The sequence below is a fragment of the Bradyrhizobium sp. SZCCHNR1093 genome (assembly GCF_032381175.1).
Lineage (GTDB): Bacteria > Pseudomonadota > Alphaproteobacteria > Rhizobiales > Xanthobacteraceae > Bradyrhizobium.
Genome location: NZ_JAUHJJ010000010.1, coordinates 171,881 through 186,616 on the forward strand (window position 1 = coordinate 171,881; position 14,736 = coordinate 186,616).

Annotated in this window: 18 protein-coding genes; 8 read left to right on the forward strand and 10 right to left on the reverse strand. The window is 60.5% G+C overall.

Features of this window, described 5'->3' with window-relative positions; all coding sequences use genetic code 11:
* Positions 1–43: 43 nt before the first annotated feature.
* From QX070_RS26705 to QX070_RS26725, 5 genes are all read left to right on the forward strand, one after another.
* Positions 44–547, forward strand: a complete 504-nt coding sequence (locus tag QX070_RS26705) for a phage tail protein (protein WP_315740144.1) — start codon at positions 44–46, stop codon at positions 545–547.
* The gene (locus QX070_RS26710; RefSeq protein WP_315740145.1) at positions 547–768 is read left to right on the forward strand and encodes a tail protein X; all 222 of its coding nucleotides are present in this window, start codon (positions 547–549) and stop codon (positions 766–768) included. Before QX070_RS26705 ends, QX070_RS26710 begins: the two co-directional genes overlap by 1 nt.
* 119 nt (positions 769–887) lie before the next feature.
* Positions 888–1,994: a hypothetical protein gene (locus QX070_RS26715; protein ID WP_315740146.1), complete on the forward strand. Its 1,107-nt coding sequence runs from the start codon at positions 888–890 to the stop codon at positions 1,992–1,994.
* 15 nt (positions 1,995–2,009) lie between these two features.
* Positions 2,010–3,176 (forward strand): N-acetylmuramidase domain-containing protein, encoded by a 1,167-nt coding sequence (locus QX070_RS26720; protein WP_315740147.1) that lies wholly within the window; start codon positions 2,010–2,012, stop codon positions 3,174–3,176.
* Positions 3,177–3,787: 611 nt separating this feature from the next.
* Entirely contained in the window at positions 3,788–4,123 is a 336-nt protein-coding gene (locus tag QX070_RS26725) for a hypothetical protein (protein ID WP_315740148.1), read from the forward strand.
* Positions 4,124–4,269: 146 nt separating this feature from the next.
* On the opposite strand, the gene QX070_RS26730 is transcribed toward QX070_RS26725, so the two are convergent.
* Complete coding sequence (locus QX070_RS26730) at positions 4,270–5,127, reverse strand: hypothetical protein (protein ID WP_315740149.1); 858 nt, start codon at positions 5,125–5,127, stop codon at positions 4,270–4,272.
* A 266-nt stretch (positions 5,128–5,393) separates the two neighbouring features.
* Here QX070_RS26730 and QX070_RS26735 point away from each other — a divergent pair, with 266 nt between their 5' ends.
* Genes QX070_RS26735 through QX070_RS26745 form a run of 3 tightly spaced genes read left to right on the forward strand, consistent with a single transcriptional unit; the run spans position 5,394 to position 8,191 of the window.
* On the forward strand, positions 5,394–7,352 hold the full coding sequence (locus QX070_RS26735; RefSeq protein WP_315740150.1) for a hypothetical protein: 1,959 nt from the start codon (positions 5,394–5,396) through the stop codon (positions 7,350–7,352).
* Between the two features lie 36 nt (positions 7,353–7,388).
* Positions 7,389–7,919 (forward strand): hypothetical protein, encoded by a 531-nt coding sequence (locus tag QX070_RS26740; RefSeq protein ID WP_315740151.1) that lies wholly within the window; start codon positions 7,389–7,391, stop codon positions 7,917–7,919.
* Between the two features lie 17 nt (positions 7,920–7,936).
* Positions 7,937–8,191: a polysaccharide biosynthesis C-terminal domain-containing protein gene (locus QX070_RS26745; protein ID WP_315740152.1), complete on the forward strand. Its 255-nt coding sequence runs from the start codon at positions 7,937–7,939 to the stop codon at positions 8,189–8,191.
* A gap of 375 nt (positions 8,192–8,566) precedes the next feature.
* On the opposite strand, the gene QX070_RS26750 is transcribed toward QX070_RS26745, so the two are convergent.
* The 9 genes from QX070_RS26750 to QX070_RS26790 form a co-directional block, all read right to left on the reverse strand.
* A complete protein-coding gene (locus QX070_RS26750; RefSeq protein WP_315740153.1) occupies positions 8,567–10,570 on the reverse strand; it encodes an ATP-dependent nuclease in 2,004 nt (667 codons plus the stop codon).
* 337 nt (positions 10,571–10,907) lie between these two features.
* Entirely contained in the window at positions 10,908–11,159 is a 252-nt protein-coding gene (locus QX070_RS26755) for a hypothetical protein (RefSeq protein ID WP_315740154.1), read from the reverse strand.
* A gap of 529 nt (positions 11,160–11,688) precedes the next feature.
* On the reverse strand, positions 11,689–11,994 hold the full coding sequence (locus tag QX070_RS26760; protein WP_315740155.1) for a hypothetical protein: 306 nt from the start codon (positions 11,992–11,994) through the stop codon (positions 11,689–11,691).
* Between the two features lie 281 nt (positions 11,995–12,275).
* Entirely contained in the window at positions 12,276–12,683 is a 408-nt protein-coding gene (locus tag QX070_RS26765) for a hypothetical protein (RefSeq protein ID WP_315740156.1), read from the reverse strand.
* A gap of 8 nt (positions 12,684–12,691) precedes the next feature.
* Entirely contained in the window at positions 12,692–13,204 is a 513-nt protein-coding gene (locus QX070_RS26770; RefSeq protein ID WP_315740157.1) for a hypothetical protein, read from the reverse strand.
* 13 nt (positions 13,205–13,217) lie between these two features.
* Complete coding sequence (locus QX070_RS26775) at positions 13,218–13,865, reverse strand: MT-A70 family methyltransferase (RefSeq protein ID WP_315740158.1); 648 nt, start codon at positions 13,863–13,865, stop codon at positions 13,218–13,220.
* 44 nt (positions 13,866–13,909) lie between these two features.
* Entirely contained in the window at positions 13,910–14,083 is a 174-nt protein-coding gene (locus QX070_RS26780; protein WP_315740159.1) for a hypothetical protein, read from the reverse strand.
* Positions 14,080–14,277, reverse strand: a complete 198-nt coding sequence (locus tag QX070_RS26785; protein WP_315740160.1) for a hypothetical protein — start codon at positions 14,275–14,277, stop codon at positions 14,080–14,082. The genes QX070_RS26780 and QX070_RS26785 overlap by 4 nt, the downstream gene beginning before the upstream one ends.
* On the reverse strand, positions 14,277–14,585 hold the full coding sequence (locus QX070_RS26790; protein WP_315740161.1) for a hypothetical protein: 309 nt from the start codon (positions 14,583–14,585) through the stop codon (positions 14,277–14,279). Before QX070_RS26790 ends, QX070_RS26785 begins: the two co-directional genes overlap by 1 nt.
* Between the last annotated feature and the right edge of the window lie 151 nt (positions 14,586–14,736).

Sequence of the window (14,736 nt, forward strand, 5' to 3'; positions counted from 1 at the left end):
GGCCTCGCCATCCGGCGGGGCCTTTTCATTTTGAGAGGGTTCTATGGCCTCTGTGCTCATGGGTTTGGGTTCGCTCGAACCCAACGCGAGCGACAATGTGATCCTTTTCTACGTCCCCCTGCCGAACAACGACACGCCCGGCTTCGAGCAGCTGCAGCGCGATCGACAGTTCACCTGGGTTTCTAACGACCGCCTGTCGCGCGATCCCGCGATGCAGTTCACTGGGCCTGGAGAAGAGAACATCGTCGTCGAAGGTCGGATGTATCCGTATCACTTCGGCGGCCTCTCAACCATCAAGCTGCTCGATCAGGCTGGACGATCAGGTAAGCCCTACATACTGGCGCGCTTCTATCCGCTGTCGCAGCCTGGCGGTTCTCTGTCGTATGGCAGCGAGAACCTTGGCAACTTCGCCATCAAGCGGCTTCGCACCGTGGAGTCCAAGATCGGCACGATCGGCATCGCGCACAAGATCGACTTCCAGCTGGAGTTGACGCGGTATGGCGACGACCTAAACACTGCAGCTGCTCAAGATTTCTGGGCCACCTGATGTCGATTTACGTCACCAAGATGTTCGACCGGCTCGACCGCATCGTCTACGCACGATACGGCTCGACCAGCAACCGTCTCGTGGAGTGGGTCATCGAGCAGAACGACGGCATCGAGCTATATGGCATCGTTCTGCCGATGGGCGTCAGCATCAACCTCCCGGAGCCTCCGGTGAAGGTCACCGCGGTGCCTGTCCTTCCGCAACTCTTCCTCTGGAACTGAGACATACGCAGTCGCGTATAGCGGCTCAATATACGCAATCGCGTATCAGAACGAGCTTCTGATGCGCCATGAAAGATCAAGGCCGTCCTTCGGGGCGGCCTCTTTGTTTGGAGGCGTGCGTGGCTACTGGCTACACCCCGATCTACCGCATCTACAAAGGCGGGGTCGACATCACCGATCACTTCAATGATCGGACCACCAAGATCAAGGTTGACCTGACGTCCGGCGGGGGCGAGGGCGACCGATGCGAGATCGAACTCGATGACCGTGACTGGCGCATTGCCAGGCCGTTCGGTGGAGAAATGATCCAGGTCTGGTTGGGCTACAAGGAGATCGGCCTAGCCTATCTCGGAACCTATACGATCGACGACGTCATCTTCGAAGGTGTGCCGCGGAGCATCCAGCTCACCGGCACATCGACCGGCTTCAACGATATCAAGAAGGCCCCGCAGATCGCCAACTTCAGCAACAAGACTGTTGGTGACATCCTCGGCGAGATGGCCTCGCAATCCGGACTTCAGCTATCAATCCCAAGCGACCTGGCTGGCCGGCAGATCCCATTCAAGAATCAGCAGGTCAGCAACCTGCACATGATCCACGAGCTGGAGCGCATGTTCGGCGCCGTTGGCAAGGTGGCTGACGGCAACCTGGTCTTCGTCCCGCGCGACTCGACCGAGAGCGTCAGCGGCGTCGCATTGCCGACATTGGTGCTGCATCCCGAGCACTTCGGAACGTGGCGCGTCCGCTACGCGGGCCGCAATGATGCGTCTGAAGTGAAGGCTGCCTACTGGGATAAGGATCAGCACATCCGGAAATGGATCTCGTCCGCGCTTCCCGGCGGCGATGGCGATCCCTTCACGATCGGCCAGATCTTCAACTCTCAGATGGAGGCTGAGGCTGCCGCGGCGGCCAAGGCCGGGGCGATCAAGCGCGCCTCCGTCGAGGCGATCTTCGATCTCGCCAAGGGTGATCCCTGGATCCGCGACGCGCAGACGATCCTTGTGACCAACATGCGGGACGGCATCAACGGCTCCTACGTCGTTGAGAAGGCAACCCACACGTACATCAAGAGCACCGGCATCCGCTCCAGCCTGCAGTGCCGAGCCCCCGGCGACGGTGTCGATTACAGCAACCGCGCCGACGACCTTTTCCTCAGACCCATGCCCGGAGAGCCGATGGGCGGTGTGCTTCCCGGAGCGCCCGGAAGCGGCAACGCGGCTCCCTAAACCACGGAATCCAACATGTTCAGTCAAGAGATCATCGACGCCATCGTGGCGGCGGCGAACCAGCACGGCTGGCCGGCATCTTCGCTGCTGGCCGTCGTCGAGTGCGAGACCTCCGGAAAGCCGTTCGAGGAGGACAATCACACCCCGACGCTGCTGTTCGAGCGCCACAAGTTCTATTCCGAGATGCAGGCTCATCAGCCGAGCAAGCTGAAGACCGCGATCGCCGCCGGCCTCGCGATCCCGAAGTGGTCGCCGAAGACCCAGTACAAGGATCAGGGCAAGTCCGCCGGCCGTCTGTCGCTGATCGCCAAGGCGCGTCAGATCGACGAGGAGGTCGCCAACCGGGCGGCGTCCTGGGGTCTCGGCCAGACCATGGGCTTCAACGCTGAGGGCCTGAAATACGAGAGCGCCACAGCGATGGTCGCCGAGCTGTCGAAGGGCATCGCCGAGCAGGTCGACGCGCTCTGCCGCGAGATCCGGCACGCGAAGCTCGACAGGTTCCTGGTCGCCAAGGACTTCACCAGCTTCGCCCGGGGGTACAACGGTCCCGGATACGCCCAAAACCACTACGACACCCGCATGCAGGCCGCTGACATCGCCTGGGCGCGGCGCCTGGCGAGCGGGGATTACGAGGCCAAGCCCGGCAAGTCGATCACGCTGGTCTACCAGCAGAAGCTGAAGGGCCTGAATTACAACGTCGGCAAGGTCGACGGCGACTGGGCAGACCTCACCACGGGCGCCTGCGCGGCGTTCCAGCGGCGCGAAGGCCTGAAGGTCACTGGTCACCCGAACGCCGAGACCACGGCGGCTCTGGATAAGGCCATAGCGCCCCGTCCGGCCTCGCCTGAGCGCGCAACCGCCACGGCTGGTGATCTTGCCGCCGCTGGTTCCAAGACGATCAAGGCGGCCCAGAAGGGCTCCATGCTGACCAAGGTCATCGTCGGCGCCGGCGCGATCGGCGGAGCCAACACGACCGGCGTCCTCGACAAGGCCAAGGACGTGGTCAGCCAGGTGCAGGTTGCCAAGGGCATCCTGGACTCCGCCCAAGACGTTGTTGTCGGGCTCCTGCCGTACTGGTGGGTCGGTGCGATCGTCGTCGGGTTCGTGCTGTGGCGCTGCTACGGCGATGTCATCGAGGCCCGTCTCAAAGACCACCAGACCGGCCAGAACCTCAACAGGTAATCATGTCCATCATAGAGAAGATCGTGGGGCTCATCCCCACGGTCCGGGAGAAGGCGAAAGCCGTCCTGGACATCATCACCTCGAAGGAGGGCCAGATCAGCCTGGCTGCTCTGCTCGCCATCTTAGCGCTCGCCGCTGCGCATTACGTCGGCGCCGCCAGTCGGCATGGAGCCATCGAGTCCCTGAGGCGGGAGCTTGGAGCATCAAAGCTTCAGCTCGCTGCTGCCGAGCAGGAGAGGTCCGCAGCCCCTCAATGCCCATCGCCGCAGCCTGAGCAGCCGACCGCGCAGCCTCAGCCGGTCCCTCAACCCAAGGCAAAGATCCATGCACCACGTCCTGCGAAGCGCCCTGCGAGTAGCGGCGCTCGTCTCTCTCCCGCTGACTCTCGCTGGCTGCTTGACATCAGGTGACCTCGTCCACGGGGCGCCGGCCGGCCTGGCTGAGTGCCAGAAGGTCGCTCACAAGGTGGCTCTGCCGCCGATCGCTCCAGGCTTGGACAAGGTCGCGGTCATTGCCCGCTACCAAGCTGCCCTCATCACCGCGAACAACCGTATCGACGGCGTAGCCGAGTGTCTCGCCCAGATCGATGCTCTACAGATTGGAACCAGATAATGGTCGCGCCGACCCCTCCCGTTGACGCCATCACCATGGAAGGCATCGTCAGCGTTGCCGGCCCCTTCATCGCTGCCGTTGGCCTCATCCTGGGCGTCTGGTGGCGCGTGGACGGGAAGATCGACGAGGCGGCCAAGAAGGCCCTCCAGAACGAGAGGGAGCTTGCAGCCTTCAAGCTGAAGGTCGCCGAGGAGTACGCCTCCTGGGAGACTGTGCAGGCGATTGAGAGTCGTCTGACCGCCCGAATGGACGACATCTCCGATCAGGTGATGAAGCTGCCCGACATCATGGTCGATAGGATCATGAAATTTTTGAACTTCAAGCCGCCCGGCTAAGAGGCGGCGCCTCTGCAAAACTCTGATGGCCCCAGGCGCGAGCTGGGGGCCACTTTTTGTGCCTAGCTCCGGACTTCCATCACCCGGTACCGCGCTGTTCGAGGCAGCTGCTCACTGAAGCCCCAAGTTGGACGAAGCCACCCCGGTCAAAACGGATTGAGCTTGTCAATTGTTTTTACGATGGTTTTCGCCGTGCCAACCGCAGCACTCCCAACCTCTTTTCCGGCGTCGAGAACGACCTTGCCGCCGTCTACTGCTGCACCCCAGGCTGCATCCGCGGCCTTAGCTGCACCCCCAAGATCGATCCCGAGGATTTTCGCTCCTCCGATCACTGCCTTGCACGCATAGAAGTTCGTGTCCCACTTGCCGAAACAGGCCCCGCAATCGCGCGCGCATTGTTCAACAGCGTCGCGCGGCATGTCTTTAGCTACGCATGCCGCTGCCGCTTCTTCAGAGCCGCCGCTGGCGGCAACACATTTCATGACCGAGTAAAGTGGCGTCTTCTGGGCCTCCGCTGCGCCGCCCGGGCCCACCAGCGGAGCGGATGGATCTGGAGCTGGCGTCGTTTTTGGGTCTCCGTTCCATCCGTTAGCTGCCACTCCTGGACTGCTGATATAAACGACTCCGTGACTTGAAACGCCGTCCCAACAATTGATCCCGACCCGCGCCGGCTTCAAATTAGGAAAGCTCTCGCGCGTGCCACTCTTCGGCCCAACCATATAACGGCATGTCTGTGAGAAGTCCTGCTCGCCAGGCGCGTCTTCGACTTGCCCAACACCACCCATGCCATCCTGGCATCCCGCGCCGACCGGAAGCAGATAGCCAAGCCAGCGGTAGGACACCTTGTGGCCCGCAAAGATGCCCGTCTGAAAGTTGCAGGTGGAGCCTTCCGGAGTGACAAAGCCGCTGTTTGCGATCCCGTCTGAACAGAACGAGCCAACTGGAGCTGGGGGGTAGTTCGCGAAAAACTGCGACTGACCAGCGAGGGGCCCGGACTTGAACACGCAGGTCCTGGACCACCCCGAGGGTTCGGCGCTCGCGGTTGACTGACCGATCCAGAGCAAAATGAGGAGAGTGAGTGAAAGGCGGATCATAATCCGGGCTCAGCAATTCGAGCGAGTGGCAATGGCTAATCTATGCACGTGCAGCTCCTCGACTCAAGATATTCGTGTTTTGCGATGCAACCCAAACCTGCCTGCCGATAGTCCGAAAATTTGCATGAATGCAAACATTGTGGTACTGCAAAATCTCTCAACCAGACGAAGGTGCTATGACCGCGCTAACGACCGAAGAGCGTGCCCGCAGAAAGAAGGTAGTCGAAGACCTTCTGCAGCTGGGGTACCATCCCCAGGGCTCGCGCGGAGGCGTTGCTTCCGCGACCAAGACCGCCGAGCGCCGCGAAGGCATCAATTATCCGAACTGGGTCCGTGCCGAAGAGGCCTTGAAGCGCAAGCGCAAAGAGCACTTCGCTGTCGACTGGTCTCTTTACATCCCGCCGCAGCCCGCCGCTACCGTGACCCGGGGCGCCGATGAGGCCGGCGAGGAGCTGTCCGCCGAGGACCACGCGCACATGCGCGCCCAGGACCTGTCGGTGGAGGTGACCAGCCTCATCACCAGATCCCGCTATCCGGTCATCAACCCCGACGCCATCATCATCGACTCCTACCTGGTCCGCAAATACGACCGGCAGCTGCGCGGCTACGTGACCAAGGAAGGGACTCCGCGGACCTGGATGACCGACACCCTGCGCGTCGCGCCGATCAAGGACGCTCGTAATCGGAACTTCATTTTCACGGGAGCGCAGAACGATGCGCTGCTCCATGAGGAGTTCTGGGCCAACCTCCAGGCCTATGCGGCATACCTCGAGGCCGAGATCGTCGTTGGGCCGTGGACCTATGAGACCCAGTGGTGGGCCGAGAACAACCCGACCGCCCGCGCGTACTCGAACGAGCTGACCGAGTATCTGTGCTTCGGCCAGATGAAGATCGGCGACAACTTCATGTTCTGCGGCGAGATGAACACGCTGCCGACCGCGTCGCAGCCGATCTCGGACCTCGTGACCTACAGCCGCGGCCGCTGGGCCGTGTTCCCGCATGCCAAGCGCCAGCTGAAGAGCGTTCCGTCCACCGATCCGAACATCCAAGCACACCAGGTCATGACGACTGGCGCGGTGACCCGGCCGAAGGTGATCCCGCGCAAGGCGGGCGTGAAGTCCATCTTCCACCAGGTCATCGGGGCTACCGTGGTCCAGTTCGACGGCGACGGCGACGTCTTCTGCCGGCAGATCACCGCCAACGAGGACGGCTCGTTCTATGACCTTGACGCCCATGTGGCGGATGGCGAGGTCACGACCGGGCATCGCGCTCGGGCGATCACCTATGCCGACATCCACGTCCGCAAGCTCGACGCCGCCAACACCATGGCGACCTTCGGCTGGGACATGCGCGGCAACGTCGCTCGGTATCGCAACAGCCTGACCGACGTGCTCAATCCGCAGTACCGGATCTACCACGACATCTTCGACAACGAGCCGGGCAACCATCACCACGTCCACGACGTCGCGTATCATTACGAGATGGCGTTCCGGGGTCGTGACAAGGTGGAGGACGAGGTCGACCAGTGTGGCGACTTCCTGCACCGCACGATCGGTGATGACAGCCAGGGCATCGTTGCCGAGGGTAACCACGACATCGCGCTGGAGAAGTACGTCCGAGAGGCTCGCTATCGCGGGCACGGCACCAACCTGCGCTTCGGCCTGCAGCTCGAAGACGCCTACATGGCGCACGTCGAAGAGCGCTCCCGCGCCATCGACAATGGTCTGCCGATTCCGCGCTTCTCTCTGCTCGAATATGCGATCCGTCAGAAATTCCCGCAGATCGGCGACAAGATCGAGTGGTGCCACGACGGCTACAGCAAGCTGATCGACGGCATCGAGGTCGGCAACCACGGCTTCCGCGGCGCGAACGGCGCCAAGGGCACTGTGTCTGGCTTCGCCCGCATGGGCCGCAAGATGACCATCGGCGACAAGCACAGCCCCGAGATCAACGAGGGAGTGTACGTGGCCGGCGCGATGAACCTGCGGCACGGCTACAACAAGGGGCCGTCTGGCTGGGCCGTCTCCCACGTCGTCCAATACCAGGACGGCAAGCGCGCTCTGATCACGCTGCAGAAGGGCAAGTGGCGTCCGGAGAAGCCTGTCATCCGCATGCCAGCGACTTTTGCTGCCTAGAGATTTGCACGAATGCAAATGGAGAGAGTTGATCAGATGAGCTTCCCGTATCGTATGATGGTTGTCGGCCACGGCCGGCATGGCAAGGACACCGCGGCCGAGATCCTGCGCGACAAGTTCGGCGCGACGTTCGTGTCGTCGAGCTGGTTCATGGCCGAGCGGGTCGTGTTCCCGTGGTTCGAGGAGAAGTATCCCGGCAAGTACGCATCGGTGCAGGAATGCTACGACGACAGGGCGAACCACCGGTCAACGTGGTTCGATCTGATCGCAGATTCCAACAAAGCCGACCTCACCACGCTGGGGCGCGCGATCTTCAACGAATACGATCTCTATGTCGGCAACCGAAACGCCCGCGAATTTCACGCGCTAAAGAACGCTGGGGTGTTCGACATCTCGATCTGGATCGACGCCTGCGAGCGCCTGGAATATCGCGAGCCGCGCACCTCGCTGACGATCGAGCCCTGGATGTGCGATTTCGTGATCGACAACAACGGGACTCAGGATGAGCTGAAGCGGAACATCGCTTCGTTCATGCGCGGCGCCCTGAAGCTGCGGCCGGCGGCCTGATGGAGCAGTCCCGGGTCATGTCCCTGGTGGAGGTTGTGACGAATGCCCTGATCGGGTTCGTCACCTCCGTGCCGGTGAACTTCGTGCTCCTGCCGCTGTTCGGCGCTCCGGTGAAGCTCGGGGCGTCCATGGGCATCACGCTGGCGTTCACGGTCGTCTCGGTCGTGCGCTCCTACCTGGTACGCCGGTTTTTCGCCGTCCACATCAAGCGCTTCGCCGCATGGTGCCAAAGGACCCACGACGAATTCGCAGCCCTGGAGCACCTGACATGAATGCTTGGCTGTTCCTGTTCGCCGACCAAGACACCAGCGTCGGGGTGTCGGGACCACACGGCTTGACCGTCCGCAAAACGACGTTCGTCTGCACCTCGATGAGATGCTGCGTCGCCCCGCGGCCGCCGCTCCCCGCCGCAACGTCCCGTGACGATCGCGATACGCCACTCTCAGTGCGGGCGGGATGGCGGCATCAAACCACTGATTTGGGGCCCTGTCAACAATATTTCTGGTATTCGGAATTCGCGACCCGCGCACGGCTCACTCGCCGCGCGCACCGTCAATCGTCCTGCAACGAGCGCCAATAACTTGATGTCGAGGCGACCGGGATGGTGTCGAAGCGGGCGGCCTTGCTGAAGCGAGTATTGGAGCGCTTCACTTGAAGGGGGCTGAGCCTTTCATTTTGGTATATCGATCGGACAATGTTTTAAAGATTGCCTGAAAGCGTTTGATGCTGTCCGGCGTCAAAACCTTGGCTGGTTCTGATCCCACCAACGACATGAATTCTCGGGCAGGGCGCGTTTTGAAGAACTCTAACCCTATTGCAGCAAATGCCTCCTCGTACCGCTTGACTATGCGAGGAATTTTGGCGTTTAGCGCGAGCTTCTTTCCCCTTAATTCCGTCTTGTATGTGTCTGCTACCAGCTTTTCATAAACCGCCGGTTCTATAAGGTCCTCAATATCAGCCTCGGAGGGTTTTGGATCGAACCCCTCCGTTACAAAGAGCACGGCTGTCTCTCTGAGCAATTTGTTTTTGACGATATCCTTCTGGGTCTCACGGCCGGAGCGATCATCGTCCAGAAGAACAAGAACGTTTAATTCTTCTGAAGCTAGAAGAGCGGCCATATAGGAGACTTTCCCAGCACCGCCGGCAGGGGTGATGGTCAGTTCCTCGGGCAGCGCAGGGACGCCCGCCGCGGAGCAGTGGGCATTTACGGAAGAGAGTATCCAAAAGTCGGTCACGCCCTCTACGATGAGGTTTGAGTGACCTACGAAAAGGGTTTGAGATAACTGGTAGCCCAGAGCCGCCTGTAGGGGGAACAGCGTTCTGGCGTCGCCTGTCGGAACGTTGGTGACCTTAGTTCCGGTCTTTTCGTCGATGTTGACCGTCCTCACAATCTCGATGGCGTCCGGTGGGACCATGAAGGGAGAGTGGGTGGTGTAGATGATCTGGTTTTTGTAGTCCTCACGGAAGTGCTTGAGGAGGTGTTCCTGGGATTTAGCGTGCAGGTATAACCCCGGCTCGTCGAGGAGGAGGATGGCTCCTTCGGCATTGCCGCCCTGAGTATCGGCTGAAAACGTGATGTAGAAGGCAAAGAACCACCTAAACCCGCGGCTTCGCTCATCTAGATTCACTTCAACGGGATATTGGGCGTTCGGGTCTGAAACCAAAACTGTAACGTGAGGCCCGTCGATATCGATGCGGACCATGAGTTTCCGGTCTTTCCAGAGTCGGCGAATTTCACCTGTCACAAGTGAACTAGCGCGATTAAGGAGTTGTCCTCTTAATTCGTGGTCGGCGCGTTTTTCGTACAGCTCATTCGGTTTGAACCCCGCGACCTTGGCGAGTTTCTCGAAGTTGTTTTCACTCTCCTTTGTGGACGGGTTGTTTCCGCGGGCTTCGACGAAAGCCTGTAAGTCTTGATGTCCAGACAATTCGGGAAAATCCGCGATGTAGATGAATTGGGGCAGCCAATCCAAAACTAGCTTTCGCGCCTCCTGCCACTTCCCATCATAACCAGTGATTTCCGCAGCGTGATCCTCGACCTCGGTCAGTAGTTCGTCCTGGGCGTCATCGAGCATAATACCAGCCGCACCAAGGGTTGTTCTAACAGCGGTCGCCGCTGGGGCAATTGCCGCTGCCCAAACTTTTGCTTCCGCTGTTGTGTTGGCGGTTTCGAGCGCTGTCCATGCGTTGATACAATGGGTCTTCGTCTCACCCTCAACAGCGAGCCATTTCGGCTCAAGAACCGGTTTCAGGCGTTTTAGGGCGCTCGCGGCTTTCTTGGGGTCGAGGGCTGGCGGCGTCGTTTGAAAATCGGTCCAGAGTTGAGCACCGTATGGGCGGCCCACGGCAACCTTCTTTAGCGGGCCCAGAAGAGGGGTGATCTGCTCAGTTTCTTCCGGCGTGAGCTCCCACCACGTCCACACAACGGGTGTATTGTCCATGCAGTCTTCTAACCTACGACTCCGCGGAAAGTCCTTTACAGGGTTCAGAGGCTGCATTTTCCCGGGCGGATTGAGCGACGCGAGCGCCAGCAGCAGGTTGGATTTGCCGCTCTCGTTCCGACCTACCAAGGCTGTAAGACCACCAACGTTGATCCAGCCGCTGTCTTCGATTGATCGAAAATTCTGGACCCAAAAACTGCTTAGCTTCATGAAATCCCCCAACAATTCGGCGCAAGGATAGACGTTCACAACCCCCGGAGGAAGTTGGAAAGCGAGAGAACTGGTGGTTTCTGAGGAAAAAGCTCAGACGGGTTATGGGGGTTGTTCTTGATGCTAGACTGCGCCATGGACCGGGCAATGCAGCTATCTAGGTCGCACAGGAGGCTCGCTAAGCAGCAGGGCGCACGACATCATCGCCCGGCATTAGTGTTGCCAGCATGCATCGCCCTCCGTGCTCGTATTTCATCGGCCTTGCAGCCGGGCAGCAGTCATGCACAATGACCGCAGAGAACTGGCGGGGTTCAGCCGCCAGCGCTCCGGTCAGACATCAGGTCAGATTAAGACTGATGCTGGGTCTTGCCTTGATCAGGTAGATGATGATCGCGATCACGATCACGACGGCAGCACCGGTCCCGGGTAATCCGGTTCCGGTGATGTCGATCGGTCCAACTGCTAGTTCGATAGTGGGGGCCATATCTGAAGCGTCCTTTCGCTGGTGAGGTTGTGCGAGGTGATTTGCCTCGCATGAAGAAGATGACTGGTCTTCGTCCTCTTCCGCAACGCAAAGTGCATGCAGCATACGCCCTATCAACATGCGGCTTGCTCAACCATTCGGCACATCCGGTGTCGAACGGGGTTATTTGTATCCCATTGCCCCCGCTTCGCAACATCCGCAATACCCCGGCACCGTAGTGTTCCCGCGATGCAAAAGGGTTTTCCGCAGCGTATTCAACGCTGTTCGCCGTCGCCGATCCATCGCCTGGATCACCTCACGCCATCAGACTGATTAGCCCCGCATACCTTGTCGATGTCGGACTGCAAGGTGGCGCTATTCTCGTGCAGGCAGAGAGTGTACATGCAGTGCCGGTTACGAGAGCACGAATTTGGCGAGTGACATCCTGATGGCCATGGCTCCCGAAGCGCTGCCCGCCCAGCATCGGTGAGGCGCATCAGGTGGTGTCTGCCTGCTCGATGTGGCCGCCCTCCTTCCAGTAGGCGAGCGCAGCCTCATCCTTCTTTGTCATCCTCCACGTCGGCCGGCTCCATCCGGCCAACGTTCCAACGCCAGATCTTGTGCGCCATCTCGCGCCTGTGGACTGCTGCGGCGCTCATCGGAACACCCTCAGGTATGCGGAATGGACGGTCGTCTCAACTAGCTCTCCGTCGCTGATTGAGCACGTCATGTGCGGCCTTGTGCGAAACTCGAGATCTGCGGCCGTGAGCTGTCCGCGAATCTTCTCCGTGGCCTCAGCCTTGAAGTCCAATCCCTTGGGGAAGGGCTCTGTCCGATGCCACGACAGCGCGGGACGAGACGCGCTCTTCGCCAGCACCTTGAAGCCCCGGGACTCCAGCTCCGAGATCAAGTCGTCGGTCCGGAAGAGGATCGCATCTCCTCTGGTCAGAAACATCGTCATGTGAGCAATCGCCCCTTATTCAGACAGCTTGCGAAGCTCAGCTTTCAACTTGAGCAGCTCAGCTTCGAGAACTGACGCGCGCACATGAGTGAGTGACTGAGGTTTGATCATGGTCGGGTTCGCTTGGATCTTCTCGCGAACCTTTGCCCAGTGGGCGAGGCACTCAGGTCCTGGCCTCCACGTCAGGTCGATTGACATCAGCGAAACTCCGATGAGGGATGCTTGTGGCCTTCGATGCAGATCGTGTCGCCGTTGGGCCGCTTCTCCATCACGTGGCCAGGCTAGCCGCAGGTCGGGCAGCGACCGAATCCGTGCGGCTTCTCGCGATCCTCGAACCACCGCTTGATGAAGCGATCGAGGTTCGGCGCCGTGGCAAACAGGCGGGATAGCCCGGTCCCGATGCCGTCCTTTGGCACGTAGACGGTCTTGCCGGCGTCGAGCGCGTCCTGGACTCTCTTCAGGTCCTGCATCACCGCCACCTGACACTCGATGCTGTCGTCGAAGAACGCCGCAGGGGACATGCTGGGCTTCCATTTCGTGGCTACGCCGATCGCGTTGGGCTCGCCGCGCATGGCCGCCGCCTGACCTCCGTAGCCCCGCCGCTCGACGTTGTCGCCGAAGACGAAGACTGCCTCCGGGTTGCCCCGGAGGTCTTCGCGCGTGATCCAATCTTTTCTGATGATCGGCATGTAGATCCTTAGGTTGGTGACACCCAGGCGCGTATGCGTCGGCGCGGGTAGACGCTCTCGGCCACGTGGTGGCTGTGGTTGCCGCTGATGACGATTGGGTCACCCGTCTTGGTGAAGCCGGACACGATTCCGACGTGGCCGCCGCCGCGACGACCCATGGTCACGACAGCTCCGACCTGCGGCGCGATATGGCGGTGGCTTTCCCAGGACAGGGCGCGGTCATCGACGCCCGTGGCGCCCGTGACCTTGCGCAGGAAGGCGGAGCACCACAGTGTGCTGCGGACGCCGACCTGATGGGCTGTCTCACCGACGAACTGGCGAGCGCGCTCTACGAAGCTGCTGCCGGCGCTGAAACCATGCTGCAGGCCATTCTGAAAGCCGCCGAAGAAGCTCTGCTCCTCCTGCTGCACGACCACCTGGGGATGGTGGTGGCGATGATGATTACGGGGACGAGCTTCAGCCGTACTGACTGTCACGGCCAAGGCAGCGGCGCAGAGCAGCGCCGAGATTGCTCTCTTCACTTCGATCTCCTGGTTAAGCTGCGAGGATTGCTGGTTCGCCAGCGACGTTCAGAGCCGGCTCACCGACCAGCTCGGAATTGAATTTCGTGACCTCATGGCCCCAGGCGTCCCATCCCGGCCGCTCTTGGCGCGCGAAGATGTCCGCCTTCGGATACGGTCCTGCCATCTTGGCAGCGTTGACGTATCCCTCCTCGGGCTTGCGTGAGTGTTCGCGACGCGGGCTCAAGATGGCAGAGCGGATGTCGCGGGCATGAACGCGAGGCTTGCCAACCTTGCCGATCAGGATCGGCTCATGACAGTTGCGGAAGACGTAGCCGGTGCCGAAGGTCGGCCGGCTGTTGTCCTTCGTCATCTTCACCCAGACGCCTTGGGTGACGTACTTGACGTTCCAGCGCCTGAGGCACTCGCGAGCCTCGTCGTACATCGCGCCCGTGGCATAGAGCCAAACCCACATGCCATCTGGGTGCGCAAGCTCCGCAATCGGCAGCTCGTAGATGTCGTCGATCGACATGCACTCGTAGTGCTGCTCAGCCGACTTGCCCTTGCCTTTCTCTGAATAGGTCTGGAACGTCCACGGCGGGTCGATCTTCGCCAGGCCATAGTGGTGTCTCAGGAGAGGGCTCAGTTGGAACTTTTGCATTTGCATTGATGTCCTTTGCATTCATGCAAATGCCAGAGCGAGCGAGGGCTGTCAACTTTTGGTCGTCAATCGATCAGACGGAGCTGCTCAAGATTGTAGATGTGAAGCGCGCCTGCGACTTCAGGGACGGTACACTCGACAACCAGGCGTGGCTCGCCCTTGAGTGTCGAGAACATCGAGACGACCACGCCCGGCCACTTGTACCCCTTGATCTTCTCGACCTTGTCGCCGACCTTCATACGTCAGCCTCTGTGAGCGCTGCGCGGCCGGCATCGGTGATCCGCCACTGCATGCCGTAGCCGTTCAGATTCTCCTTGATGAAGAAGCCGCGCTCCGCCAGCTTCGCAGTCGTCTTCGGGTTGAAGAGTCCCCAACCGCCGGGCCGCTCGACAGCGTCCTTCAAGGCCAACTTCTCCCTGCTCGTCAGCTTCATCAGTCCTCCTCCTTCAGCCACCGCGGCTGATATTGCATCGCTTCCTCGATCAGCTCTGGCTTGAGCACGTCTTCCTTGCGCTCTGCGAGGATCGCCTGGACCAGCATGGCATCCGGCAGGATCGACATGCAGGGCTGCTTCTTGTCCTTGCGGTCGCAGGTCGGCTCCGTTAGCTTGGCCCTGACCACGAACATCTCGCGGTCGTGACCGAAGCGCTCCAGCAGCTTGACCTTGCTCACACGGCCTTCGCGGTTGCACTGCGCGCACTTCACGCGGACCTGCGCCAGGGGCCAGTCTTCAAGTCGCATCGACGCGCTCCGTAGCTGCCTTCACTCGGATGCGGGGCTTCGTTTTAGGAGGCTCCCATTTCTGGACGAGATGGTAACGATAGCAGTCATCGCCCTTGCGGATGGCGCACTCACGAAAATCCCATCGCTCGTTGCCGCACGGGCAGCCGCG